Below are 24,751 nucleotides of genomic sequence, written 5' to 3'. Positions count from 1 at the left end.
GCCTGTGGATAATTAATTTTTACAGCTGCTGGGCAACCTACGTATACGCCTCTATGCCAGCCTTTGCAGGGTAGCGCCGCTAGAATAGCCACTTGTTCACAGCTAGGCTCACAACCCATGTACGGGTCGGTGGATAAGCAGGGGTCAACTTGCCCTGTGGGTAAGTCGCTATTTCATCCACAGGTTCATGACGGTTTATACCCGCTCCCTACGCAACTCATAAACATCTTTGTCAACATTATAAGCATCTGAAATTAATAGATAAATATCACTTAACCACAGTTTTTATCCACACTAGTAGTAACAGCATTTACAGAAGTTCTTTTATTTAATCTTTATATTATTACTAAAAGCAGTCAGCTCTGTCATTTACCATGTGGAAAAACCTGACGGTTACCCACAGGAGGTTTATACTGTCCGGCCAGATCACAGCGGCAATAGATTGTTCAATTCAATGCCGCCCAAAATTCAGGATGAGATGTCATGAACTATCCCGACCGCTTTGACGTTATTGTCATCGGCGGGGGCCATGCGGGAACCGAAGCCGCACTGGCCTCTGCTCGTATGGGTTGTCAAACCCTGTTGCTAACCCACAACGTTGAAACCCTGGGGCAAATGTCCTGCAACCCCGCCATTGGCGGGATTGGCAAAAGCCATCTGGTCAAGGAAATCGATGCGCTTGGCGGAGCAATGGGGTTGGCAACAGATCTCGGTGGCATCCAGTTCCGGGTTCTCAATGCCCGCAAGGGGCCAGCAGTGAGGGCTACCCGTGCCCAGGCAGATCGGGTTCGCTACAAGGCAGCCATCCGTGGCTTGCTGGAAAACCAGCCCAACCTGACGATTTTTCAGCAGGCTGCAGGCGATCTGATGGTTGAAAATGACACGGTCAGAGGCGTGGTCACCGAAACCGGCATACGTTTTCATGCCGAATCGGTGGTGTTATGCACAGGCACTTTTCTCGGTGGCGTCATGCATATCGGGATGGATCAAAGCCGTGGTGGCCGCGCGGGTGACCCACCGTCCAACGCGCTGGCAGAACGTCTGAGAGCCTTGCCGTTACGGGTCGACCGCCTGAAAACCGGTACACCGCCGCGCCTGGATGCCAAAACCGTCGATTTTAGCCAGCTTGAAGAACAGCCTGGTGACACGCCTACGCCGGTGATGTCCTATCTGGGAAATCAGGCCATGCATCCGCGTCAGGTGAGTTGCCATATTGCCCACACCAACCCTCAGACTCATGAGCTGATTCTGGCTAATCTTGATCGCTCGCCGATGTACTCCGGCACGATTGAAGGCATTGGGCCGCGTTACTGCCCTTCGATTGAAGACAAGGTGCATCGTTTTGCCGACAAATCCAGCCACCAGATCTTTATCGAGCCAGAAGGGCTGGACACCCATGAGCTGTATCCCAACGGCATTTCCACCTCACTACCCTTCGATATTCAGCTGCGGGTAGTACGCTCCATCAAAGGGTTGGAAAATGCCCATATCACCCGGCCTGGCTACGCCATTGAGTATGATTTCTTTGATCCCCGTGATCTTAAACACTCATTGGAAACCAAATTTATCCACAGCCTGTTTTTTGCCGGGCAGATCAACGGTACCACCGGTTATGAAGAAGCCGGTGCACAAGGGCTTCTGGCCGGACTCAACGCTGCTCGCCGTGCCAAGGGGTTAGACGCCTGGTGGCCGCGCCGCGATGAAGCTTACCTCGGCGTATTGGTTGACGACCTGATTACCCTCGGCACCAAAGAGCCTTACCGTATGTTTACTTCACGGGCTGAATACCGTTTGCTGCTACGTGAAGACAACGCTGACCTGCGCCTGACAGAAATCGGCCATCAGTTGGGCCTGGTGGATGAATACCGCTGGCAGACGTTCAGCCGCAAGCGTGACGCCATTGAGCGCGAAACACAGCGGCTGGAATCTACCTGGGTTCAACCCGGATCAGCGGCTGCCGAACAGCTGGTGGCCAAGATCGGTAACCCCCTGAGTCGTGAATATCGCCTGAGCGATTTGCTTAAACGCCCGGAGCTGGTCTATTCCGATGTCGCCGAACTTCCAGGTATTGACGGTCAGGCAGTCAACGAGGCCGATGTTACTGAGCAGGTGCAGATCCAAGCTAAATATCAAGGGTATATCGACCGTCAGCAGGACGAGATTGATAAACTCAAACGCCATGAAGCCACGCTGCTTCCAGCAGAAATCGACTATCAGCGGGTAGAAGGGCTATCCAATGAAATTCGTCAGAAACTGGCGGAAACGCGTCCTCAAACCTTGGGGCAAGCCGCGCGAATTTCCGGTGTCACCCCTGCAGCCGTCTCGATTCTGTTGATCCACCTGAAAAAACGCCGGTTGATCGAAAACAGTGAGGTTGCAACGGGATGAGTGGCCTGAACACCCTGATACACTCACTTCCCAATGACGTTACAGGAAAGTTGGATAAAGGGCTTGGGGAGCTTGGCCTGACTACCACGGCGCAACAGCGCAACCAGCTGCTGGGGCTTTTAGCCCTGTTGCACAAGTGGAACCGGGCTTATAACCTCACGGCTGTGCGGGATATCCATGACATGATTTCCCGCCACCTGCTGGACAGCGCCTCAGTCGCGCCTTTTGTGAGCGGCCCTCGCTTACTTGATGTGGGGGCCGGGCCGGGTTTTCCCGGTCTGGTGCTGGCCATTCTTAATCCTGACCTCGCGGTGACGCTGGTCGATAGCAATGGCAAAAAGGTACGCTTCCAGCGTCAGGCGGTCATGGAATTGGGCATCAACAATGTCACCCCTGTACAAACCCGGGTGGAGCAGTTTGCAGCCGGCACCTTTGATCAAGTGATTTCCCGTGCCTTTGCCAGCCTGGGCGATTTTATTGCCCTGACCCGGACACTGCCGACAAGTAAAGGGCAATGGCTGGCAATGAAAGGGCCAGGAGTGGATGATGAGCTTGACGCCCTGCCTGGAGACGTCACTCTGCAGGCCCGCCATTTATTGCAGGTGCCCTATGATGCCGCTGAGCGGCAGCTATTGATCCTGACCCAAAAGGAGTTGTGTAAGTGAGCCAGATCATTGCCCTGACCAACCAGAAAGGCGGCGTAGGTAAAACCACCTCAGCTGTTAATCTGGCCGCTAGCCTTGCCGCCCTGGATCGCCGTGTACTGCTTGTTGATCTCGACCCACAGGGCCATGCCAGTATGGGCAGCGGCATTGATAAACACGCTCTGGAAGCCAGCGTGCTGGATGTGCTGGTCGGCGATGCCCAGGCAAAAGATATTATTGTTAGCAAGCTTCCCGCAGGGTTTGATGTACTGCCGGGTAACGGCGACCTGACCGCCGCTGAAGTGGAGCTGCTGGACGCTGAGAACCCTCAGAGTCGGTTGGCCTCTGCCCTCAAGGGAGTGGCAGAAGACTATGATGTTGTCCTGATTGACTGCCCACCGTCGCTGAATATGCTGACTGTCAACGCCCTGACCGCCGCTGATGGGGTGCTGATTCCCCTGCAGTGCGAATTTTACGCCCTTGAAGGCCTATCGGCGCTGCTTGATACGGTTGAACAGATCAAGGAAAGCGTTAACCCACAGCTGGCCGTTTCCGGTATTCTGCGCACCATGTACGATAAGCGCACCAGTTTGACCCGCGAAGTGGATAAACAGCTGCGCGAGTATTTTGGCGATGCCCTGCTTAAAGCCACGATTCCGCGTAACATCAAGGTAGCAGAAGCGCCCAGTCACGGTATGCCGGTGACCAAATACGCGCGTCTGTCCCGCGGTAGTCAGGCGTATCGGGTATTGGCTAAAGAGCTGATCAAGCGGCTGTCATTATAATGTGAGCCTGGCTGGTAGCAGGGGTGTGGCGCATAGACTTAATTCGTTGATTAACGAGGGAAAGCAATGACGCAAAAACGTGCGTTGGGACGCGGCCTGGATGCCCTGATTGGCGCTGGTGCCCGGCGTCGTAGCAGTCTCGAACTCCCCAGCGACAATGTGCCCCTGGCTGAGCAGGAAGGTCAGGAGCTGGCGGACACTGGTAACACATCCGGTGTTGATGGCGAACGCCTGGAACGTTTGCCCCTTGGCCAACTGACGCGAGGTAAATATCAGCCGCGCCGGGATATTCAGCCGGAAGCGCTGGAAGAACTGGCCGACTCAATTCGCGCCCAGGGGGTTATGCAACCCATCGTTGTCCGCCCGGTGGGCGACGCTCGCTATGAAATCATTGCTGGCGAACGGCGCTGGCGTGCTGCGCAGCTGGCTGAACTGGATGTGATCCCTGCGGTTATCCGCGATGTCAGTGATGACACTGCCCTGGCGCTGGCGCTGATCGAAAATATCCAGCGCGAAAACCTCAACGTCGTGGAAGAAGCCATGGCGCTCAAGCGTCTGGGTGAAGAGTTCGAGCTGACCCAGCAACAGATTGCAGACGCGGTAGGTAAATCCCGGACTCAGGTGGCTAACCTGCTGCGCTTGCTGGCGTTGGATCCGGAAGTCCAGACGCTGCTCGAGCGCGGTGACCTGGATATGGGCCACGCCCGCGCCCTACTTTCTTTAGGGGCAGCCCAGCAGCGTCAGCTGGCCCATGAAGTGGTTAACAATGACCTGACGGTGCGTGCTACCGAAGCGCTGGTCAAAAAGTATCAAACACAAGGCGAGCCTGCCCGGGCAAAAAGCCGTCAGGCCCAATCGCCTGACGTGGCGAGCCTGGAAACCCGTTTGAGTGAGCGTCTGGGCGCAGCGGTTTCGATCCAGCACGGCCAGAAAGGCAAGGGCAAGTTGACCATTCGCTACACCAGCCTGGAAGAGCTTGACGGTATTCTGGAGCATATTCAGTAAAATTAGGATTATCGCGGGGAAAGTCAGTAATGTTGACAATTCTTCCCCCTTTGGTCGCAAGTTGTCTATCAAGCGGATAAAAAGCGCCTGCTTTGGTTGAAGGGTCGATAGCGCTTCCCTATAATCGCGCAAGATTTGTGCAGATTGTGACCAGATCGCATGTGTAGCATAAGCGCCTTGAATTATGGATCACAATCATTATGCAGCAGCGGTTACGCAAAGAAGTACAGCGACGTCAGGCCTACATCCGCCGATTAGCAATTGCACAGTCGGGTATCACCTTGCTTCTCGTGTTGCTGGCAATGATGTCTTCAGGCAAATCGGGGGTTGTGTCATCCCTGCTTGGCATCATGGTAGCGCTGATACCGCATGTAATATTTATCGCCCGTGCTGGTATACTCAGCCACCGCCTACGCGCTTCGCAAAGTGCCAAAAGGCTGTTACGGGCAGAAATGGGTAAGTTCGGTTTGACGGTGGTTCTGTTCATTACAGTGTTTATCGTAGTGCCTCCCTCAAACCCCGCTTTCTTTTTTAGCGCTTATGTAGCGGTCGTTCTGACCCATTGGCTAGCCCCTTGGCTGATGCCCAGACACCGTTCAACTGACTGAGGTAACCGTTCTATGGCAGCAGGAAACGAAGTCTCACCGGCTTACTATATCCAGCACCACTTGCAGAACCTGACGTTTGGCAAGCACCCGGAAAACGGCTGGTCGTTGGCCCATTCTGCAGAAGAAGCCCGTGAAATGGGGTTCTGGGCAATCCACCTTGATACCATGGGGTGGTCTATTGCTATGGGGCTTCTGTTCATCTGGCTTTTCCGCAAAGCGGGTAAAACAGCAACAACAGGTGTGCCTGGTGGCTTGCAGAACGCGGTTGAAATGGTCATCGAATTTATTGAAAACCTGACCCGTGCTACGTTCCATGGCAAGAATCCTATTATAGCGCCGCTGGCATTGACGCTGTTCGTCTGGATTCTGTTGATGAACACCTTGAAAATCATCCCGGTCGACTACTTCCCAGAGCTGTTTATCCGCCTTGGGGTCGACTACATGAAGATCGTACCGACAACCGATCCCAACGCTACCTTGGGTATGGCGTTTGGTGTCTTCTGTCTGATTATCTATTACAGCCTCAAGATCAAAGGTATTGGTGGATTCGCCAAAGAACTGTCGTTGACGCCTTTTAACCACTGGGCACTGATTCCGTTTAACCTGCTTCTTGAAATTGTCGCACTCCTCGTCAAGCCTTTCAGTCTGGCTATGCGACTCTTCGGCAACATGTTCGCCGGGGAAGTTATCTTCATCCTGATTGCCCTGCTGCCGTTCTGGGCCATCTGGCTGTTGGATGTGCCATGGGCGATCTTCCACATTCTTGTTATCGCTCTGCAGGCATTCATCTTTACCGTGCTGTCCGTTGTGTACCTAAGTTCTGCGCACGAACATCACTAACCGAGCAACGCATTAACCCACAACCTTGAACCTCAACTTGAAAAATTAGGAGTACTACCATGGAACTCATCTACGTTGCCGCTTCGATCATGATCGGCCTGGGCGCTCTGGGTACCGGCATTGGTTTCGCTATCCTCGGCGGCAAACTGATTGAATCTACCGCGCGTCAGCCGGAAATGGGCGATCAGCTGCAAACCAAGACCTTCCTTATGGCCGGCCTGCTTGACGCCGTTCCGATGATTGGTGTTGGTATTGCCATGTACCTGATCTTCGTTGTTGCCGGTTAATCGATACTATCACCGAGCGGCTAGCCGCTCGGTTTTGTTTGATTCCGGTCGCCACGAAACTGTCAGAGGTACATCCCTGTGAATATCAACATGACGCTTATCGGGCAGACGTTCGCCTTTGCGATCTTTGTCTGGTTTTGCATAAAGTACGTGTGGCCGCCCATCAGCACAGCGCTTCATGAGCGCCAGAAGAAAATTGCTGATGGTCTGGACGCGGCAAGCCGTGCTTCTCGCGATCTTGAACTTGCCCAAGAGCAGGCAGCCCAGACCCTGCGCGAGAGCAAGGAACAGGCTTCACAGATTCTGGATCAGGCGAACAAACGCTCTGCCCAGATTGTTGAAGAAGCCCGTGAGCAAGCACGTGCTGAAGGCGAACGTTTGATAACCGGTGCCCGTGCTGAGATCGACCAAGAAGTGCAACGCGCTAAAGATGAACTGCGTGCTCAGGTTTCTCATCTCGCGGTAGCAGGTGCTGAGCGAGTGCTGGAAAACTCCGTCGATGAAAAAGCGCACCGCAAGCTGCTTGATGAGCTTGCTGCTGAACTGTAAGGAGGTGACCCATGGCGGAATTACTTACCGTCGCTCGTCCTTACGCTAAGGCGGCGTTTGAATATGCACGTGATCACAGCGCGCTGGATGCATGGTCAGAAGCCCTGAGCTTTCTGGGCCAGGTCGTGATGAACGAAGACGTTCGCTATTTCCTGAGCAGCCCGAAGCTTGAAAACGAACAGAAGGTATCGTTGCTGGTGGGCATGTTGCCCAATAAGCCAGACGAAACCTTTGAGCGTTTTCTGACCAATCTGGCTCGCCAGCATCGGCTCGTTGCGCTGAAGGCTATTGCCGAGCAGTTCGAAAAACTGCGTGCAGAGCATGAACAGCGCATCGACGTAACCGTGACGTCAGCCTTTAAGCTCGACAGCAAGCAAGAAACCAAGCTGACAAACGCGCTTAAAAAACGTCTCAATCGCGAAATCTCCATTACTACTCAAGTGGATAAATCGCTGATTGGTGGTGTCATTCTGCGTGCCGGCGATACCGTTATCGACGGTTCGGTACGTGGCCGACTTAACCGCCTTTCTGAAGCGTTGACCACTTGAGTCTGAGGGACATGGCATGCAGCAACTGAATCCTTCCGAGATCAGCGACATCATCAAGCAGCGGATTGATAAGCTTGACGTCGCATCTGAAGCCCGTAATCAGGGCACCATTGTTGGCGTTTCCGACGGTATCGTGAAAGTTCACGGCCTCGAAGACGCCATGTTTGGTGAAATGATTGAATTCCCCGGCAGTATTTTCGGCATGGTACTTAACCTGGAGCGTGACTCCGTAGGTGCCGTTGTGCTGGGTGACTACCTGCAGCTTGAAGAAGGTATGACCGCCCAGTGTACCGGTCGTATCCTTGAAGTGCCGGTAGGTCCTGAACTGATTGGTCGCGTCGTCGACGCGCTGGGTAACCCGATTGACGGCAAGGGCGACATCAACGCCAAGATGACAGATGCCGTTGAAAAAGTCGCGCCAGGCGTTATCACCCGTCAATCCGTTGATGAGCCCATCCAGACCGGTCTCAAGTCAATCGACGCCATGGTGCCGATTGGCCGTGGTCAGCGTGAGCTGATCATCGGTGACCGCCAGATCGGTAAGTCCGCCATTGCCATTGATGCCATCATCAACCAGAAAGGCAAGGGCGTGACCTGTGTTTACGTTGCCATCGGTCAGAAACAGTCGACCATTGCCAACGTGGTGCGCAAGCTGGAAGAGCATGGCGCCATGGAACACACCATCATCGTGGCAGCGGGTGCCGCTGACCCGGCTCCGATGCAGTTCCTGGCGGCCTACTCTGGCTGCACCATGGGCGAGTACTTCCGTGACCGCGGTGAAAACGCCCTGATCGTCTACGACGATCTGTCCAAGCAGGCCGTTGCTTACCGTCAGGTATCTCTGCTGTTGCGTCGTCCGCCGGGCCGTGAAGCCTACCCGGGTGATGTTTTCTACCTGCACTCGCGTCTGCTTGAGCGTGCAGCACGTGTTAATGCTGACTACGTCGAGAAGTTCACCAACGGTGAAGTGAAAGGCAAGACCGGTTCCTTGACCGCGCTGCCGATCATCGAAACCCAGGGTGGCGACGTTTCTGCCTTCGTTCCGACCAACGTGATCTCGATCACTGACGGTCAGATTTTCCTTGAGACCAACCTGTTCAACTCCGGTATTCGTCCGGCGATTAACGCAGGTCTCTCGGTATCTCGCGTAGGTGGTTCAGCACAAACCAAAGTCATCAAGAAGTTGGGTGGTGGTGTGCGTCTGGCACTGGCTCAGTACCGTGAGCTGGCGGCATTCTCTCAGTTCGCTTCTGACCTTGACGAAGCCACGCGCAAGCAGCTTGAGCATGGTCAGCGGGTTACCGAGCTGATGAAGCAGAAGCAGTACTCACCGATGTCTGTCGCCGAGATGGCATTGTCACTGTATGCCGCTAACGAAGGGTATCTGGACGACGTGGACGTCAGCAAAGTGCTCGATTTTGAGCGTGCCTTGCATGACTACATGAAGTCAGAGCATGCTGATCTGCTTGATAAGATCAACCAGTCGGGCGACTACAACGACGAGATCAAAAGCGGCTTGAAGTCGGGTCTCGAACAGTTCAAAGCGACTCAGACCTGGTAAAGCGTTTGGCTCATCCCTTGGGTGGGCCAGCCTCCTTTTCTGAGAGCCACGAACGAAGGGTAGATCGCTATGGCAGCTGCAAAAGAGATACGCACCCAGATCGGGAGCATTAAAAATACGCAAAAGATCACCAGCGCCATGGAAATGGTGGCTGCGTCTAAAATGCGTAAAGCACAAGATCTGATGAAGGCTAGCCAGCCTTACGCCAAGCAGATCCGCAACGTGGTAGCCCACATTGCCGATGCCAATCCTGAGTACAAGCACGACTACATGGTCGAGCGTGACGAAGTGAAGCGCGTTGGTTACATCGTGGTCTCCACGGATCGCGGCCTCTGCGGCGGTTTGAACGTTAACCTGTTCAAATCCGTACTGAGAGACGCTGCAAAATGGCGCGACCAGGGGGCAGAGATCGAATTCTGCGCGCTGGGCAGCAAGGCCGGCAGTTTCTTTAACAAGTACGGCGGTACGCTGGTGGCCGCCAAGAGCGGCCTGGGTGAATCGCCCACGGTCGAGGATCTGATTGGTAGCGTCACGGTCATGCTCGAAGCATACGATGAAGGGCGCCTTGACCGCTTGTATGTGGTGTATAACGAATTTGTTAACACCATGACGCAAAAGCCGGTAACGCGTCAGCTTCTTCCGCTTTCCACCGATATCGGTGCTGACGAGCAGGACGACGAAAACGCCCGTCCCGGAAGCTGGGACTACCTGTATGAACCAGATGCAAAGGCGTTACTCGACAATCTGCTGGTTCGTTTTATTGAATCACAGGTTTATCAGGCGGTTGTGGAAAACGGTGCCTGTGAGCAGGCGGCACGTATGATTGCCATGAAGAGCGCCACTGACAACGCGGGCGACCTGATCGACGATCTGGAAATGGTTTACAACAAGGCCCGTCAGGCCGCCATTACCCAGGAAATTTCTGAAATCGTCGGCGGCGCCGCTGCCGTATAACGCCTTGGAAGCAGCCTGGCATGGGCGCTTCCAGCAAAAGGTTTCATTTGCAGGTTTTTGAGAGGAACCAAGATGAGCGGACGTATCGTACAAATCATCGGCGCGGTGATTGACGTAGAGTTTCCGCGGGACTCAGTGCCCAAGGTCTACGACGCGCTGAACGTTTCGGGATCCGAGACGGTTTTGGAAGTCCAGCAGCAGCTGGGCGATGGTGTGGTTCGTACCATTGCGATGGGCTCTACTGAAGGGCTCAAGCGTGGTATCGACGTCACCAACACGGGTGCGGCAATTTCCGTACCTGTCGGCCAGGCAACCCTGGGCCGCATCATGAACGTGCTCGGTGAGCCGATTGATGAAGCGGGTGAGATCGGTGAAGATGAGCGTATGCCGATTCACCGCAAGGCGCCGGGCTATGCGGATCAGGCAGCGTCTGAAGAGCTGCTGGAAACCGGTATCAAGGTTATCGATCTGGTTTGCCCCTTCGCCAAGGGTGGTAAGGTTGGCCTGTTTGGCGGCGCCGGTGTGGGCAAAACCGTTAACATGATGGAGCTGATCCGTAACATCGCGACTGAGCACAGCGGTTTCTCAGTATTCGCCGGTGTGGGTGAGCGTACCCGTGAGGGTAACGACTTTTATCATGAGATGACCGAATCCAACGTTATCGACAAGGTAGCGCTGGTATATGGCCAGATGAACGAGCCGCCGGGTAACCGTCTGCGCGTTGCACTAACTGGCCTGACCATTGCGGAAAAATTCCGTGATGAAGGTCGTGACGTACTGCTGTTCGTCGATAACATCTATCGTTACACCCTGGCAGGTACCGAGGTATCAGCACTGCTGGGCCGTATGCCGTCAGCGGTAGGCTATCAGCCGACCCTGGCAGAAGAGATGGGTGTTTTGCAGGAACGTATCACCTCGACCAAGACAGGCTCTATCACGTCTGTTCAGGCCGTTTACGTCCCTGCGGATGACTTGACTGACCCGTCTCCGGCCACCACCTTCTCGCACCTGGATGCGACCGTGGTACTGGCGCGTTCCATCGCTGAGCTGGGTATCTATCCGGCTATCGATCCGCTGGATTCCACCTCACGTCAGCTTGATCCGCTGGTTGTCGGTGAAGAGCACTATGACGTGGCACGTGGTGTCCAGGGCGTTCTGCAGCGTTACAAGGAACTCAAGGATATCATCGCGATTCTGGGTATGGACGAGCTGTCTGATGAAGACAAGCTGGCCGTTTCCCGCGCGCGTAAAATCCAGCGCTTCCTGTCGCAGCCGTTCTTTGTGGCAGAAGTATTCACTGGCTCGCCCGGCAAATACGTGTCGCTGAAGGATACGATTCGTGGCTTCCAGGGTATCTTGAACGGTGATTACGACGAGCTGCCGGAGCAGGCCTTCTACATGGTCGGCACCATCGATGAAGCCGTCGAGAAAGCCAACGAGATGCAGAAGTAATCCCGTCGACTAGGGGGATTCGCTATGGCGAATAGCTTCACTTGCAATATCGTCAGCGCCGAAGCATCCATCTTCTCAGGTTCCGTTGAGCAGGTGATTGCTTCTGGTGTGATGGGTGACCTCGGCATCTTGCCGGGGCACGCACCACTGCTGACTGAGCTTCAGCCCGGCCCGATTCGCGTCATCTTTGACGACGGGAAAGAAGATAACTTCTTCGTGACCGGTGGCTTCATGGAAGTGCAGCCAAATGTTGTCACTATCCTGGCAGATTCTGCTGCCCGTGCTTCGGATCTCAGTGAAGCAGCAGCAGAAGAGGCGCGTCAGAACGCACTGCGCGCCATGAATGAACAGTCTGCTGATCTTGACTACACGCGTGCTGCCGCCGAACTGGCTGAAGCGGTTGCCCAATTGCGTACTATCCAGCAACTGCGTAAGAAGGCAGGTAAAGGGTAGTCACGCCTTGCGGTGTGTTATCAACGCCCCTCAGGCCCTTCTCAGGGTTTGAGGGGCGTTTTTGTTTCTCTGTTATCATCATAAAAACGCAATTGCGAGGGAGCGTTACTATGTCGTTGGATGATGAAACCTTGATGTTGTTTAAAAATGAGCTTGTCGAAGCGTTCAACCAAGACACCTTTGATAAAGCCGTTATTGCCGAACGTCTGAGTGAAATACGCTCAGCGGATATCGGTGAAATGCTGGACGTCATGATTGAAGATGATGACGCCTTGCCAGCGGCCATTGCCGTGCTTGACACCCTTTCCAGTGAACGTGCTGCCAATGTGCTGGGTTATCTGGCAGGTGATAATCAGTTGGCCATCGTTGCTGAGCTGCCGGATAGCCAGGTGCTCACTCTGCTTGAGGAAATGGGCTCGGACGAGCGTGCTGATCTGTTTAACCTGTTGGGTGAAGATCGCCGTGAGGCGCTACTTCGGCGGATGGCTCACCGTGAACGGGAAGACCTCAAGCGCCTGGCAAGCTACGAGGAAGGTACAGCTGGCGCCATCATGACCTCTGACTATGTGGCCATAGCCAGTGGCATGACGGTGTCGCAAGCCTTGATGCGGGTACGCCAGACGGCCCCGGATGCAGAAACTGTCTACCAGCTTTATATCCTTTCCAGGGATGGTCAGCTGATGGGCACAATGTCGCTTCGCCAGCTGATGGTGGCTCGCCCTGGGGCGATTGTGGACGATATCATGATCAAGGAAGTAATCAGCACCCGGGTGGATGAAGAGCAGGAAGAAGTGGCCCGCATCGTGGCGCGATATGACCTCCTGGCGCTACCGGTGATTGATGCAGACAACCGCATGGTCGGTATCGTTACCCACGATGATGCCATGGACGTGGCAGAGTCAGAGGCCACAGAGGATTTTCATAAGGGGATGTCGATCGGGGCGCTTGAAGACGGCGTCAGCCGCGTGCCTTTGTGGAGCCTGTATCGCAAGCGGGTGTTCTGGCTGGTACTGCTGGTGTTTGCCAATCTTTTCTCCGGGGCAGGGATCGCCTATTTCGAGGATATTATCGCGGCTCAGGTGGCCCTGGTGTTTTTCCTGCCGCTGCTGATTGGTTCAGGAGGTAACGCGGGTGCTCAGGCGGCTACTTTGATGGTGCGCGGTATGGCAACCGGTGATGTTGGCGTAAAGGATTGGGGTAAGATGCTCGGCCGTGAACTGCTGGTGGCCGGGGCACTGGGGTTGACCATGGCCCTGGCGGTTGCGCCGATCGGGGTGATGCGGGGAGGTGAAGCGGTGGCCATAGTGGTGGCTCTGAGCATGGTAACCATCGTGCTGTTTGGCAGCCTGATGGGGATGTGCCTGCCCTTTGTGCTTGAGCGCTTCAAGGTAGACCCGGCTACTGCATCGGCCCCTTTGGTCACCACCCTGATTGATGCGTCTGGCGTGCTGATCTATTTCAGTATTGCCTCAGCTATTCTGACAACGGTTGGCTAGCCTGAACGATTGGCAGGGGCATTACTGGCCGCGCGGGTGATAAACAGGATTTCCACATTGCCCAGCCATTCGATATCGCTGGCCATGGCCTTCAGCTGGCTGGCAAGACATTGTGGCGGCTGCTGAACGGTACCGCCAACCACCAGAGAGACGGATATCTTGCCATCAAGATAATGCAGCTGCAGGTCGGTCAAGGTGCGCCAGACCGGGTGCTTATACCAGCGCTCGTTTAGCGCGGCTTCCACTTCAGGGCGCAGAGGCAGCCCTGGCAGACGGCTGGGGTCACCTTGGCCAGCGTCGTCTTCCGGGTCAATATGGAAGATCACATCGGTGAGTGCTGGGAACTGGTGACGCAGGCGGCGGCTGACTTCGTTGCCGATCTCATGGGCTTCAGACACGCTGACTTTTGGGCCAACCACAACGTGCAGGTCGACCATCGCCCAACCAGCGGACTGGCGAGTGCGCAGATCGTGAACGCTATCAACGCCGGGCACGGTGCAAGCCACTTCATGCATCTGTTGCTGGGCATCGGTGGGTAGGGCAGTATCCACCAGTTCACGGGCAGAATCCCACAACAGATCCCAGCCCACCTTGCCGACCAGCAAACCGACGATGATGGCGGCTACTGCATCCAGCCAGCCCAACCCGAACTGGGCACCGATCAGCGCGACCAGTACAACGGCGGTAGAAAGCGCATCACTGCGTGAGTGCCAGGCGTTGGCTTCAAGCAGCTTGGACTGCACCCTCTTCGCTACCTTCATGGTGTAGCGGAAAATCCACTCTTTGCTGATCAAGGCGGCAAGGGTGATGGCGATAGCAGCTAACCCTGGCGCATTGATCTGGGTGCCACTGAACAAGCGGTCAATACTCGACCAGGCGATACCCCCCGCCACAAAAATCAGTATGCTGCCCAACAGCAGAGTGGTCAGGGTTTCTATTCGGCCGTGGCCATAGTGATGGTCTTTGTCTGGCCCCTGACGGCCATAGTGAATGGCGGCAAATACAAAGCCATCAGTAATCAGGTCAGAAAGAGAGTGAATGCCATCGGCCACCAAGGCTGCCGAACCGACTAACAGGCCCACCATTACCTTGACCGCGCTAAGGACGGCATCGAGCCAGGCACCAATGGTCGTGACGCGCTTGGCTTCACGACTCTGGTGGTCATGCTCTTGAGGTGAGATATCAGGGTTGGAAAGCATACGCCACCTTGTGGGCTGTCCGGCGATGGAGCCAACATTGTAACTCACCACTTCTAAATACTCATGTTTGAAATACTTATGTTTGAAATGCTCAGGCTCTTGAAAGTGGAAACGGACAATCCTGGTAAGGCCGTGTATCCTTGGGCGCTATGCTGACTGTTGGATGCTGATGAGGTAAATCAAACGTCGTCATGATGCAGTATCCGACGCTTCCAACTAGACGATAATCGCGGGTTTTGATAACAGGCAAGGCTTCAATGGATTGGCTACAGATTACCGTCCTGGCAATCGTCCAGGGTTTCACCGAGTTTCTCCCTATTTCAAGCTCTGCGCATCTTATCCTGGTGCCGGTGCTGACTTCCTGGCAGGACCAGGGGCTGGCTTTCGATGTCGCCCTGCATCTTGGCAGCCTTAGCGCCGTGATGATTTACTTTCGGCACGAAATCTTTTCGATGATCAACAGCAGCCTCAACGCCCTGAGTGGTAAAGGCGTTGACCGCGATGCCTGGCTGGCGCTGTGGGTCACTCTGGCAACCCTGCCAGTGTGTGCGATTGGTTTCGTGCTCCACGATGTGATCGAAGGTTACATGCGTTCGACTCTGATTATTAGCCTGAGCCTGATCGTCTTTGGCCTGCTGCTGGGTTACGCCGATTGGAAGCAGCGCGGGTCGCGCAGTGAGTACCAGTTAGGCCTAAAGGACGCCATCATCATTGGCCTTGCCCAGGCGCTGGCCTTGATCCCCGGCACCTCCCGTTCCGGTATTACTATCACCGCCGCGCTGATGGTGGGTATGAACCGCGAAGCAGCGGCACGCTTTTCTTTTCTGTTGTCCATCCCGGTGATCGTGCTGGCCGGTGGGCTTGAAACCATCAAGCTGGCAGGCCAGCCAGACGCTATGGACTGGAACGCCATGATCATGGGCACCTTGCTTTCCGGTATCAGCGCCTATCTGTGTATTCACTTCTTTCTGGCTTTTATTCGCAAAATCGGCATGCAGCCCTTTGTTATCTATCGAGTATTGCTGGGCGCCTGGTTGCTGTGGATCTTTTATTTTTGAGAGTTGGTACTTTAAAACCTGTGACGGTAACTGGCTGGCAGCCAACAGTGAAAAGGGTGAATGGCATGATGAATAGTCAGAAAAAGATAGGGTGGGTCAGCCTGGTGTTAACCGGTTTGCTGGGGATGGCAGGCTGCTCCTCGGAAGAGGAACGACCGCTTGAGTCGCCGGTACGTTTTGAAGGCTCTATCTTTGGTAGCTTTTATCAGATCAGTATTGCCGACCCGCTGACCCAGGGAGAACTCAGCGATATTGAAGAAGGCTTTCTGGCTGAACTGCACAGCGTCGATAAGGCGATGTCAACCTATCGGGATGATTCTGAGCTGGTCGGTTTCAATCAGGCGTCGGTGGGAGAATGGCAATTACTCTCGCCCGAGGTCATCGAGGTGATGGCGATCAGCCAGTCTGTCTCCGAGGCCAGCCAGGGTGCTTTTGATGTGACGGTGGGCGGGCTGGTCAATCTGTGGAGCTTTGGCCCTGAAGCACAGCCTGAAGAGATCCCCGATGACCAAACGCTTGAAGCGCGCCTGGAAACGGTTGGCTTTGATGCCCTGGAGTTTGATGCTGATGCCAACCAGGCGCAGCGCACCCGGGATGTGTTTGTTGATCTTTCCGCCGTCGCCAAGGGCTATGCGGCGGATCAGGTGGCCGACTATCTCAATCAACAGGGCTTTGAGCACTATCTGGTGAACCTTGGCGGCGATCTGGTGGCGCAGGGATATCGTGACCGCGAAGAAGAAACGCCCTGGCGTATTGGCATTGAAGTCCCCGAAGACGGCCCGCAAACCGCCCAGCTTGTGCTGCCACTCAGCAATATGACAGTTGCCACCTCGGGCGATTACCGCAATTATTTCGAGCAGGACGGCCAGCGTTTTTCGCATACCATTGACCCTCGCACTGGCCGCCCCATCACCCATGGGCTGGCCTCTGTTTCCGTGTTTGATGATTCCAATGCCAGGGCAGATGCCTGGGCGACGGCGCTGATGGTGGCCGGTGAACAGGAAGGGATGGCCATCGCGCAGGCCAATGATCTTGATGTCCTGATGCTGGTACGCGATGGCGAACAATGGAAAAGCCTCGCCAGCCCTGGCTTTGCCGCCACCTTTGGTGAAACGCTGCTGGATGAACTGACTATCGAGGTCGTGCAGGCGACACCCGACACCCCAACGGAGGAATAAGATGCTCGACGAGCTTGATGTTGTGATTCTTGCTGCTGGTAAAGGCACCCGCATGCGCTCACAAACCCCCAAGGTTTTGCACACCCTGGCGGGCAAACCCATGGTTAGCCACGTGCTGGAAAGAGCTCAGGCGCTCAATCCCAGCCGTACGCATGTGGTGATTGGCCATGGTGCAGGCCAGCTGCGGGCTGCCCTGGAAGGCACCGATGTGCATTTCGCCCTACAGGCTGAGCAGAAAGGCACCGGCCACGCAGTGGCGCAAACGCTGGAGCAGCTCGGCCAGGGCAAGGTACTGGTGCTGTATGGCGACGTGCCGCTGATTCGTCGTGAGACCCTGGCAGCCCTGTTGGCTAACGTGGATGAGCAACATCTTGGGTTACTCACAGTGACGCTGACAAACCCTCATGGTTACGGGCGCATCGTGCGTAATGATGCCGGTGAAGCCGTTGCCATCGTTGAGCAGAAAGACGCCAATGCTGAACAGCTGACCATTAACGAATGCAATACCGGCATCATGGCGATGACCAGCGCTCAGCTCAAGCGCTGGCTGCCTCAGCTGTCGGCAGAAAACGCTCAGGGCGAGTATTACCTGACGGATGTGATTGCCATGGCCGCTAACGAAGGGGTCAGCGTTACCACCGCACAGCCCGCTACCCCGGTAGAAGTGGAAGGCGTCAACAACCGCGCCCAGATGGCCCGGCTGGAACGCGCCTACCAAAGCCAGCTGGCCGAGCAGCTGATGGAGCAGGGCGTGGCGCTGGCCGACCCAGCGAGAATCGATATCCGCGGCACTCTGACATGCGGCCATGATGTGTTTATTGATATTGGCTGTGTGTTTGAAGGCGATGTTGAACTGGGGGAAGGCGTGCATATTGGCCCCTACTGCGTGATCAAAAACAGCACTATCGGCGCTGAAAGCGTGATTGACAGTCATAGCGTGATCGACACGGTCGTCGCAGCAGGCCTGAACCAGGTCGGCCCTTTTGCACGGCTGCGCCCCGGCACACGTCTGGCGGTAAACGCCAAGGTTGGCAACTTTGTGGAAACCAAGAATGCCGATGTGGGCGAAGGCAGCAAGATCAACCATCTCAGCTATGTGGGCGATGCGCGTCTGGGGCGTGAGGTCAACGTAGGCGCAGGTACGATTACCTGCAATTATGATGGTGCCAATAAGCACCTGACGACGATTGATGACAATGCTTTCATCGGTTCAAATACCGCTCTTGTGGCGCCAGTAACGGTCGGCAAAGGCGCCACAGTAGGCGCAGGTTCCACCATTGCCAAGGACGTTGCTGATCATGCCCTGGCGGTAACCCGCAGCCGTCAGCTTGAGAAACCGGATTGGCCAAGGCCGGAGAAAAAGGCTCAGTAAACCGGCAAGTGAAGTGGGTAGTTAACAGTATAAAATGCCCCGACGGTTGGGTAGATGTCTGACCGTCAGGGCAATAAGCGAGCATACTGATCACTATTCCGTTAAATCTGCCTACCTATTAACGCGTACTGAGCCCAGAAAGCGGCGAGAGAATATCCTTCCATACCTTTTCTTTTAAATGCGGCAGTTGGCTTTTTTCCAGTTCGGTCAGGCCGTAACCATCTGGTTTTTTTAGAACGTCATCGAACTTGACGATACGGCAATCGTAGCGCTTATCACCAAGATGCTCATTGACAATATAAATGGGTAAGGCCTGAAGGTTCGCCAGCGCGAGCATGCGTGGAGAGCCCGCGTTTGTTGGAGTAAACTTGTTAATGTCGAATTTCACAATATAAGCAAGCTTTGAGTTGCGGCTTTCCGGGTGATAACTGACGAAGTCACCGAACGCGTAGACCACCAATGCATCCTGCTGGCCTTCGCGTGGGATAAGTTCCGCAGGCTGGCTAACATGGGCATGATTGCCAAGAATCGTATCAACGCCGCAGTCAATTACTTTATGGGCGGCTTCCCTGATATTCACATGAGGGTACATCTCGAACTCCCAGCCCCAGTGGCAGTAAGCAATGATCCACTCCGCCCCTTTCGCCTTCGCTGCGGCCACATGCTTTTTGATAAGTGAGTAATCGGGCTTTGGATCAGCATCGTTAAAGCGAACGACATTCACCAGATAGGGCATGTCGGCGGGAGTATCGTAGCCATTGAGATCGAAGGTGTACGCCAGCATGGCAACCTTGATGCCATTTTTTTCAATAATAGTGAATTCGTCGCGCTCCTCCCCTTTTTTAGCGCTGCTTTTCGTGGTGCCGGAATAGTAGGCTCCCGATTTTTCAATTAAGTCCAGTGTTGCATCGACGCCACCGACATCCCAGTCCATGGCGTGGTTGGTTGCTGTGCTAAAGTAGTTGATTTTCGCTTCATCACGGAACTTCTGGAACATCGCTTTTGATGTATTCATTCTGGCGGGTTCACCAGGCTGTTGGGAGCGTCCTATTGGTTGACGCTCATCGACGGTCGATTCCAGATTGGCGCTGACAATGTCGGCGGTACTGTAGAAATCGGTGATTTCATCAAACAGGTGTGGTGTGTTTTCTGGTATTAGAACGTCGACGGCCAGCAAATCTCCCGCGCATGAAACAGAAAGCCTGTTTTTGATGCCGCTACTCATGGTCGGCTGTGTAACATTGAATGTTAGATGCTGTGATGCGAAGAAGCTCTCTAGCCCTGACCCTTTTTCAGCCACTTCAAGCTGATTGAACCAGTAGCGGTAGAGCCATTTGAGCTTTTCGAAGAGGCTGCCTGAAATGTTATACACACCGGTCTCAGGCTGAGGAGAGTGAAATTCGTCGTAAAAAATATAGCTTGCCAGGAGAACCGCTAGCCGGGTTAAGGTTCGTCCATTCAACTGGTTGTCTTTAATGGAATGATTTATATCAGTGACAATATCAAGTCGTTTGACGATATCCATTGTAGGAGTATCCATACCCTCAAGACGACTGTCTAAAATGGCAGGATGAGTCTGCACTAGCTGCAGTATCGCCAAGGCCTGAGTGGGCCCCCTTGCGACAATCCAGCCGCACAGCGCTCGAAAGTGTTTCTCTTCCTCAGGGCTGATGGTTTCGATTATCTCCAGTTCGCCACTTGCTACATTTTGCAGTGTTGTCGTTACTAGTTCTTTATTCTGCTCAATATAATTCTTAAATTGCAGTAATATATTATCGACATCTGCTTTGTTTTTTTTATAAAAATCATATATTTTTTTAAAGTCCACTATAGAGTCCTTTTGGTTAAAAGTTTGTTTAACAGGTGAGCCCCGTTTTTAAACGAACATGGATGCGCTTATTGGACGGCTATTAGGTGCGGAGGCCAAGCCGAGTCAGCTCCATCACTTCCCTGGCTTGCTCCAGCACTTGTTGCTTCCACTCATTAGTGTCGATGTAGAACGCATCGCGCAGCTGGTACTTGATCTGCTTGCGCTGGGTATTGTCGACGCCGGGATGATTCTGCAACCATTGGTCGGCGCGCAGTGCCTTGAGCACCGCTGAGCCAGGCTTGGTGCCATACTCCAGCGTCATCCCGTTGTATTCCGCCTGGGGGCACTCTTCCATTACCGCGAGGTCAAGGGTGCCGTTGAGTACAGCGGATGAAGAGGTGCCATCGACGTTGGTGGTGACTTCTTCTCCCCACCAGCGCCGTGCCCGCGCGATATCCTCCGGGGTGTTGCGCCCTTTATAGATGCGTTCTCCTACTCCGCAGGGGCCGAGACCTGTATGTACGTCTATCCAACCGATACGCTGGCATTGCCTGCCCAGGCGGCGAAGAATCTGGCGTAACTGCAGGTTGCTCCAGGTGGGTTCGGTGCCTGCGAAAAACAGCCCGTCAGGATGGCTGTGCTGACCACGAGAGATGGCGGTTTGCAAGGCTTTAGTACCGTGACGCAAGGCATAACCCGCGAGGCCAAGGGTGCTGGAAAGCGTGGGAGGTTGACGTTTTGGCAGTAACAGCGAGGCGATGGAGCGGTAGTCGGGGTTGTCGGGCAGCGGTTGGCTGAAATCAATAAAGTTACGGTTGAGATCGACATTGTCTTCATTGACCCTGCGCAGCCAGGAGAAGCCGTAAGGATTGATGGCATGCAGAAAAAGTACGGCCAGACCCTGATGACGACAGCGCTCTATCCACTCACTATTACGTAGATGGTCTATCTGAATGGCTGAGCCGCAGAAACCTTCCACCCCGTGAACGCCGCTGCTCAGTACCAGCAGGTTAGCGGCTGTCGGTGACCCTAATAGCGCCACATCAAGGGCCAGTTCTTCACCCTTGCTGCCGGGTAATGAATGCGGGTGAGACTCAACATCCAGGCCTGCGTCAGCGCAAGCCTGAAGGAACTTTTGTCGCGCCGTCGTGTAGCTTTGTGAGAAGCTGGATACGTCCATCATAGAGTCCCTGTTAATCAATGATGCAAGTTGAAGTTTCGTGATTAAGCCTGGCTGGCAGAGAGTGATTCGATGGGAGAAGGTGCGTTGTCATTAAGCTCACGGCGGCTGCGTTCCGGATCAATCAGCACTAGGCCGATCAAGGTGAAGGCCAGAAGAAGGATGCCAAAAAACCCGATGGCCATTTCGAAGCCGGCTGCTAGATTGTCGTTTTGCCAGCGGATTGCGTGGGCAACCACAAGTGGAGCAAGCATTCCCGATGTGGTTAACAGAGAAATATGGATGGCCAGCATGCTGCCACGTTGTCTAGCAGGAGAGATAAAGGCGACGATACTGAATCCAAACGCTGACAGCAGATTGAGCAGTATGCTTCCCACAAGGAATAGCCCAAGTGTGACGGCTAGGCTGGTTGCGGTAAAACCCATGATGATATAGGCAGCGGCAGCGGCCAGACAGGCTAGCAAGGGTGGAATGACCATAGCATTACGGACATTGGCACCGCGCTTCAAGGCACGTTGGGATAAGCTGGAAACCACCAGATTGATCACAATAATGCCAACGGTTGTCGCCAACACCAGATAACCAGATTGCATGGGGGTTAGGCCTAACCCTCGTTGCAGGTAAGTCGGTAACCAGCTGTAAAGGAGAGCATTAGGTAAATAGCTACAAAAGGCGACCATGGTAATGCATATAAAGGTTCGGTTAAGTAGCAGTTGGCGGTAGGGCAAGATCGGCATGATACTGCCGTCAGCAATTTGCGTATCGTCATGCTGTCCTTCGCGGCCGTAAAGCAGCCACAGTATCAACCAGATCAAGCCGATACCTGCGATGATAAAATAGCCTGTTCGCCAACCGTGTTGCTCGATTAGCCTTGGTAAGGCAATTGCGCCGATGATAGCGCCGAGCATGATGGCAACCTGAATCAACGCCGCTGGCAATACGCGTTCACGGGGAGCGTACCACTTGAAACAGGCATGCTGAGTGACCGCCGTACTTGGCCCGCAACCAATCCCTAACAGCATGCGGCTGGCGAGCAAGGTATAGAAACTGGTAGATAGAGCAGCGAGTAATTGGGCCATCATGGTGATGACAGACATAGCCGTCAGTAGCCAGCGGCTTGACATCCGGTTGGCTAGAAAACCGACCAGCACACCAGAGATGGAATAAAGAAAGAAAAAAGCACTGCCAATAAAGCCGAACTGTTCTGGTGTCAGCTGAAGTTCATCAATAATCTGTGGTCCGGCAAAAGCAAAAATGGTTTTTTCCAGGACAGTGATGGTGACAACTGCCATCAGCATCATCACAATCAGTAATCGCCGTCGATCAAATGAAGGGTGCATGATTATGGCCTTTTATAGTGTTAGTTAGCAGTGTCTGATGTTAGAAGCGAACGCCGACACTGGCCTGGAACATGCTTCGATCTGCGACGAGGTTGTAATCCCCTCCACCGGTTCTCAGATAGCTGATATCAAAAAGATAATGTTCCTGAAAGATTCCCTCCAGTCCAAAGATGGCGCCGTGGCGACCTTCGGAGAAGACTCTGTCGTAGGAATACCCTTCGACGTCATAACCGAGCGATAACGATGGGGTCAGGTTAAGACCCGGTAATACATGGGTGTATTCGCTGGCCAGCTTGAAACGGGTTCCCCAGGAAAAGGGTGTGTCAAATCCCTCTACGGCACACTTTTCTGCGGAACCTGTGCACGCTGCATAGCTATCATGGGCTGCGGTACCGAAGCCGGGTCGCCCATAACGGCGTTCGTCGGTGCTGGGTAGGTCATGCACGTATTTCATGCCCACTTCTGCTGACACTCTCATTTCGCCGCCTAATACGTTCCCCAATGGGTGGCTGGCGCCGAGATTTAGCTGGCTGACGCGGAAACGATCGTAACCGGGTGCCACATAACCGGTTGGGGTGCTGGCCAAGTGGCCCAACGGGCCCGTGCCGCTGAGCAGGCCGGTGACAAAATCCGACCCGTTCCAGGCAATGGGTTGGTTCGGTCGAACGCTATATTCCGCATAAATACCGGTACCCGTCGGAAGCCGCGTTTTGAAGTTGACGGCCACCATATCAATGTCGGTCGGGAAGGCGCGCTCGTAAACGGCTGCTATTCCGGTAGGTACAGCTTGCCCAAGGTTGGCAGCGGCGGGTGTCAGCACTCCAGGTCCTGTGCGAACAACGTGAGTAAGTGGGTTTCGACTGGTGTAATTGGCGTAATACAGACCGAATAGTCCGACGTCTTCCCATAAATAATGCAGGCCGATACCGAACTGATGGTCATCCGGGTGACGATCTGGGCCACGGGTGACGTGATCCAGGGGGTTGTTAATGGCCTGGCCGTCAGTGGTACGGATTCGCTGACCTGCCAGCGCGCTTAATACGCTCCCGTTAAGCGTTAACTTATCGCAGCCGGGCTGCGCGTAATCACTGGTTGAGAGAAAGGTGCCACAGCCTGGGAGGACATCAGGGCGGAAATCAAACTGAGTGAAAGCATCAACTTTCAGGTTGTCGGTCAGTGCTAATTTGGCATATAGCGATGGCATCGCGATGGTGCGAGCTTCCGCAATGGATGTGGAGCGACGTACGGCGGCGATATCAAAGGCGTTGACGGTATGCAGACCACCGGCGATGGTGGTGGGAGTTACCCAAGGAATGGCTTGATTACCAAGGCGCACATGAAGATCATGCCCTGCCGGTTGGAAGTCACCGTAGACATAAGCATCATTGATAACCGCATTGGAAAACCGCCCCAGAGAGACAAACCCATCGTCGCTAAGTGGCTCACCGGAGCGATAACCATTCGTGACACTGCCATGGGGAACATCATTGTGCTTTTGCGCGTAGTCGTACCAGCCTTTTGCGCTGACCAGAACACCGACGTTGCCGTGGCTTAGGTCGGCTTGCAGATAAGCCTCTGCGGATGTCGATACCGCATCGCCGCGTTGGTAATTGAGGTTACCGTCACTGACGATACTCATGCCATTTTCCGGGCTTGTCAGGCGGTGACTGGGGTTTTCTGCACGCCGGATGGTGCCTACGGATACTGCGCCTTTCACGTTCAGGCGCGTATCGTCTTGCTGCCATTCGATGCCCTCACCCAGCCCGGACTCGAGATCGCCGAAAACAGGCTCACCGGCAATGACCGGTGCCGCCATGCCTGCGTTGAGTAACGAGTAGGTTAATCCCACGGCAACCGGCTTGCTGACTACTTCCCATGTGTTAGTTGTTTTAGTTTTCACTGATAATCACCTTTCTAATATTTATCTCAGGTGATTTCAGTCTAGCGTTGAAGTTGTTATGTTGATGAGGTAAATATCGACAGCAATAAAGCTGATATCGCCAAGAAAAAAGGGTGCATTGTATTCTTTAACATCCAATAAAAA

General features: G+C 54.3%; 22 protein-coding genes. 17 read left to right on the top strand and 5 right to left on the bottom strand.

The features are described from left to right. Positions 1-483: 483 nt before the first annotated feature. The 14 genes from mnmG (at position 484) to mgtE (ending at position 13,570) form a co-directional block, all read left to right on the top strand. Positions 484-2,388 carry a tRNA uridine-5-carboxymethylaminomethyl(34) synthesis enzyme MnmG gene (mnmG, locus tag OR573_16620; GenBank protein XGA80071.1) on the top strand — a complete coding sequence of 635 codons (1,905 nt, stop codon included), beginning with the start codon at positions 484-486 and terminating at the stop codon, positions 2,386-2,388. After that, entirely contained in the window at positions 2,385-3,053 is a 669-nt protein-coding gene (gene rsmG, locus OR573_16615; protein ID XGA80070.1) for a 16S rRNA (guanine(527)-N(7))-methyltransferase RsmG, read from the top strand. The genes mnmG and rsmG overlap by 4 nt, the downstream gene beginning before the upstream one ends. Then, positions 3,050-3,817: a ParA family protein gene (locus OR573_16610; protein XGA80069.1), complete on the top strand. Its 768-nt coding sequence runs from the start codon at positions 3,050-3,052 to the stop codon at positions 3,815-3,817. The genes rsmG and OR573_16610 overlap by 4 nt, the downstream gene beginning before the upstream one ends. A 66-nt stretch (positions 3,818-3,883) precedes the next feature. Next, positions 3,884-4,822 carry a ParB/RepB/Spo0J family partition protein gene (locus OR573_16605; GenBank protein ID XGA80068.1) on the top strand — a complete coding sequence of 313 codons (939 nt, stop codon included), beginning with the start codon at positions 3,884-3,886 and terminating at the stop codon, positions 4,820-4,822. Between the two features lie 200 nt (positions 4,823-5,022). Continuing rightward, positions 5,023-5,430: an ATP synthase subunit I gene (locus OR573_16600; protein XGA80067.1), complete on the top strand. Its 408-nt coding sequence runs from the start codon at positions 5,023-5,025 to the stop codon at positions 5,428-5,430. A gap of 12 nt (positions 5,431-5,442) precedes the next feature. After that, positions 5,443-6,270 (top strand): F0F1 ATP synthase subunit A, encoded by an 828-nt coding sequence (atpB, locus tag OR573_16595; protein XGA80066.1) that lies wholly within the window; start codon positions 5,443-5,445, stop codon positions 6,268-6,270. 59 nt (positions 6,271-6,329) lie between these two features. Then, positions 6,330-6,557: a F0F1 ATP synthase subunit C gene (atpE, locus tag OR573_16590; GenBank protein ID XGA80065.1), complete on the top strand. Its 228-nt coding sequence runs from the start codon at positions 6,330-6,332 to the stop codon at positions 6,555-6,557. A 78-nt stretch (positions 6,558-6,635) separates the two neighbouring features. Further along, entirely contained in the window at positions 6,636-7,106 is a 471-nt protein-coding gene (locus OR573_16585; GenBank protein ID XGA80064.1) for a F0F1 ATP synthase subunit B, read from the top strand. Positions 7,107-7,117: 11 nt separating this feature from the next. Next, the gene (locus OR573_16580) at positions 7,118-7,654 is read left to right on the top strand and encodes a F0F1 ATP synthase subunit delta (protein ID XGA80063.1); all 537 of its coding nucleotides are present in this window, start codon (positions 7,118-7,120) and stop codon (positions 7,652-7,654) included. Positions 7,655-7,670: 16 nt separating this feature from the next. After that, on the top strand, positions 7,671-9,215 hold the full coding sequence (gene atpA / locus OR573_16575) for a F0F1 ATP synthase subunit alpha (GenBank protein ID XGA80062.1): 1,545 nt from the start codon (positions 7,671-7,673) through the stop codon (positions 9,213-9,215). Positions 9,216-9,284: 69 nt separating this feature from the next. Continuing rightward, entirely contained in the window at positions 9,285-10,169 is an 885-nt protein-coding gene (gene atpG, locus OR573_16570; GenBank protein XGA80061.1) for a F0F1 ATP synthase subunit gamma, read from the top strand. Between the two features lie 72 nt (positions 10,170-10,241). Beyond that, positions 10,242-11,621, top strand: a complete 1,380-nt coding sequence (gene atpD, locus OR573_16565) for a F0F1 ATP synthase subunit beta (GenBank protein ID XGA80060.1) — start codon at positions 10,242-10,244, stop codon at positions 11,619-11,621. Between the two features lie 24 nt (positions 11,622-11,645). Beyond that, positions 11,646-12,074: a F0F1 ATP synthase subunit epsilon gene (locus tag OR573_16560; GenBank protein ID XGA80059.1), complete on the top strand. Its 429-nt coding sequence runs from the start codon at positions 11,646-11,648 to the stop codon at positions 12,072-12,074. A gap of 110 nt (positions 12,075-12,184) precedes the next feature. Beyond that, positions 12,185-13,570, top strand: coding sequence for a magnesium transporter (mgtE, locus tag OR573_16555; GenBank protein ID XGA80058.1), 1,386 nt, complete (start codon positions 12,185-12,187; stop codon positions 13,568-13,570). Here mgtE and OR573_16550 read toward each other — a convergent pair. Continuing rightward, entirely contained in the window at positions 13,567-14,769 is a 1,203-nt protein-coding gene (locus OR573_16550; protein ID XGA80057.1) for a cation diffusion facilitator family transporter, read from the bottom strand. The genes mgtE and OR573_16550 overlap by 4 nt on opposite strands. A 257-nt stretch (positions 14,770-15,026) precedes the next feature. Here OR573_16550 and OR573_16545 point away from each other — a divergent pair, with 257 nt between their 5' ends. The 3 genes from OR573_16545 to glmU all read left to right on the top strand — a co-directional run bounded on the left by OR573_16545 (position 15,027) and on the right by glmU (position 18,377). Further along, positions 15,027-15,827: an undecaprenyl-diphosphate phosphatase gene (locus OR573_16545; GenBank protein ID XGA80056.1), complete on the top strand. Its 801-nt coding sequence runs from the start codon at positions 15,027-15,029 to the stop codon at positions 15,825-15,827. Between the two features lie 68 nt (positions 15,828-15,895). After that, complete coding sequence (locus OR573_16540) at positions 15,896-17,005, top strand: FAD:protein FMN transferase (protein ID XGA81781.1); 1,110 nt, start codon at positions 15,896-15,898, stop codon at positions 17,003-17,005. 1 nt (position 17,006) lies between these two features. Next, complete coding sequence (gene glmU / locus OR573_16535) at positions 17,007-18,377, top strand: bifunctional UDP-N-acetylglucosamine diphosphorylase/glucosamine-1-phosphate N-acetyltransferase GlmU (GenBank protein XGA80055.1); 1,371 nt, start codon at positions 17,007-17,009, stop codon at positions 18,375-18,377. Positions 18,378-18,495: 118 nt separating this feature from the next. Here glmU and OR573_16530 read toward each other — a convergent pair whose 3' ends face one another. The 4 genes from OR573_16530 to OR573_16515 form a co-directional block, all read right to left on the bottom strand. Next, a complete protein-coding gene (locus OR573_16530; GenBank protein ID XGA80054.1) occupies positions 18,496-20,205 on the bottom strand; it encodes a CapA family protein in 1,710 nt (569 codons plus the stop codon). An 82-nt stretch (positions 20,206-20,287) separates the two neighbouring features. Continuing rightward, positions 20,288-21,370 (bottom strand): M14 family metallopeptidase, encoded by a 1,083-nt coding sequence (locus OR573_16525; GenBank protein XGA80053.1) that lies wholly within the window; start codon positions 21,368-21,370, stop codon positions 20,288-20,290. Positions 21,371-21,411: 41 nt separating this feature from the next. Further along, positions 21,412-22,707, bottom strand: coding sequence for an MFS transporter (locus OR573_16520; protein ID XGA80052.1), 1,296 nt, complete (start codon positions 22,705-22,707; stop codon positions 21,412-21,414). A 40-nt stretch (positions 22,708-22,747) separates the two neighbouring features. Beyond that, entirely contained in the window at positions 22,748-24,607 is a 1,860-nt protein-coding gene (locus OR573_16515; protein XGA80051.1) for a DUF1302 family protein, read from the bottom strand. Between the last annotated feature and the right edge of the window lie 144 nt (positions 24,608-24,751).

The organism is Halomonas sp. CH40 (assembly GCA_041875495.1).
In the GTDB taxonomy this organism is placed as follows: domain Bacteria; phylum Pseudomonadota; class Gammaproteobacteria; order Pseudomonadales; family Halomonadaceae; genus Vreelandella.
This window is presented reverse-complemented; position numbering and strand designations above follow the sequence as displayed.

Excerpts from the sequence above, each read along its gene's own strand:
- mnmG (XGA80071.1), top strand. The coding sequence starts at position 484 with ATGAACTATCCCGACCGCTTTGACGTTATTGTCATCGGCGGGGGCCAT.
- rsmG (XGA80070.1), top strand. The coding sequence starts at position 2,385 with ATGAGTGGCCTGAACACCCTGATACACTCACTTCCCAATGACGTTACA.
- OR573_16605 (XGA80068.1), top strand. The coding sequence starts at position 3,884 with ATGACGCAAAAACGTGCGTTGGGACGCGGCCTGGATGCCCTGATTGGC.
- OR573_16600 (XGA80067.1), top strand. The coding sequence starts at position 5,023 with ATGCAGCAGCGGTTACGCAAAGAAGTACAGCGACGTCAGGCCTACATC.
- atpB (XGA80066.1), top strand. The coding sequence starts at position 5,443 with ATGGCAGCAGGAAACGAAGTCTCACCGGCTTACTATATCCAGCACCAC.
- atpE (XGA80065.1), top strand. The coding sequence starts at position 6,330 with ATGGAACTCATCTACGTTGCCGCTTCGATCATGATCGGCCTGGGCGCT.
- OR573_16580 (XGA80063.1), top strand. The coding sequence starts at position 7,118 with ATGGCGGAATTACTTACCGTCGCTCGTCCTTACGCTAAGGCGGCGTTT.
- atpA (XGA80062.1), top strand. The coding sequence starts at position 7,671 with ATGCAGCAACTGAATCCTTCCGAGATCAGCGACATCATCAAGCAGCGG.
- atpG (XGA80061.1), top strand. The coding sequence starts at position 9,285 with ATGGCAGCTGCAAAAGAGATACGCACCCAGATCGGGAGCATTAAAAAT.
- atpD (XGA80060.1), top strand. The coding sequence starts at position 10,242 with ATGAGCGGACGTATCGTACAAATCATCGGCGCGGTGATTGACGTAGAG.
- OR573_16560 (XGA80059.1), top strand. The coding sequence starts at position 11,646 with ATGGCGAATAGCTTCACTTGCAATATCGTCAGCGCCGAAGCATCCATC.
- mgtE (XGA80058.1), top strand. The coding sequence starts at position 12,185 with ATGTCGTTGGATGATGAAACCTTGATGTTGTTTAAAAATGAGCTTGTC.
- OR573_16550 (XGA80057.1), bottom strand. The coding sequence starts at position 14,769 with ATGCTTTCCAACCCTGATATCTCACCTCAAGAGCATGACCACCAGAGT.
- OR573_16545 (XGA80056.1), top strand. The coding sequence starts at position 15,027 with ATGGATTGGCTACAGATTACCGTCCTGGCAATCGTCCAGGGTTTCACC.
- OR573_16540 (XGA81781.1), top strand. The coding sequence starts at position 15,896 with ATGAATAGTCAGAAAAAGATAGGGTGGGTCAGCCTGGTGTTAACCGGT.
- glmU (XGA80055.1), top strand. The coding sequence starts at position 17,007 with ATGCTCGACGAGCTTGATGTTGTGATTCTTGCTGCTGGTAAAGGCACC.
- OR573_16525 (XGA80053.1), bottom strand. The coding sequence starts at position 21,370 with ATGATGGACGTATCCAGCTTCTCACAAAGCTACACGACGGCGCGACAA.
- OR573_16520 (XGA80052.1), bottom strand. The coding sequence starts at position 22,707 with ATGCACCCTTCATTTGATCGACGGCGATTACTGATTGTGATGATGCTG.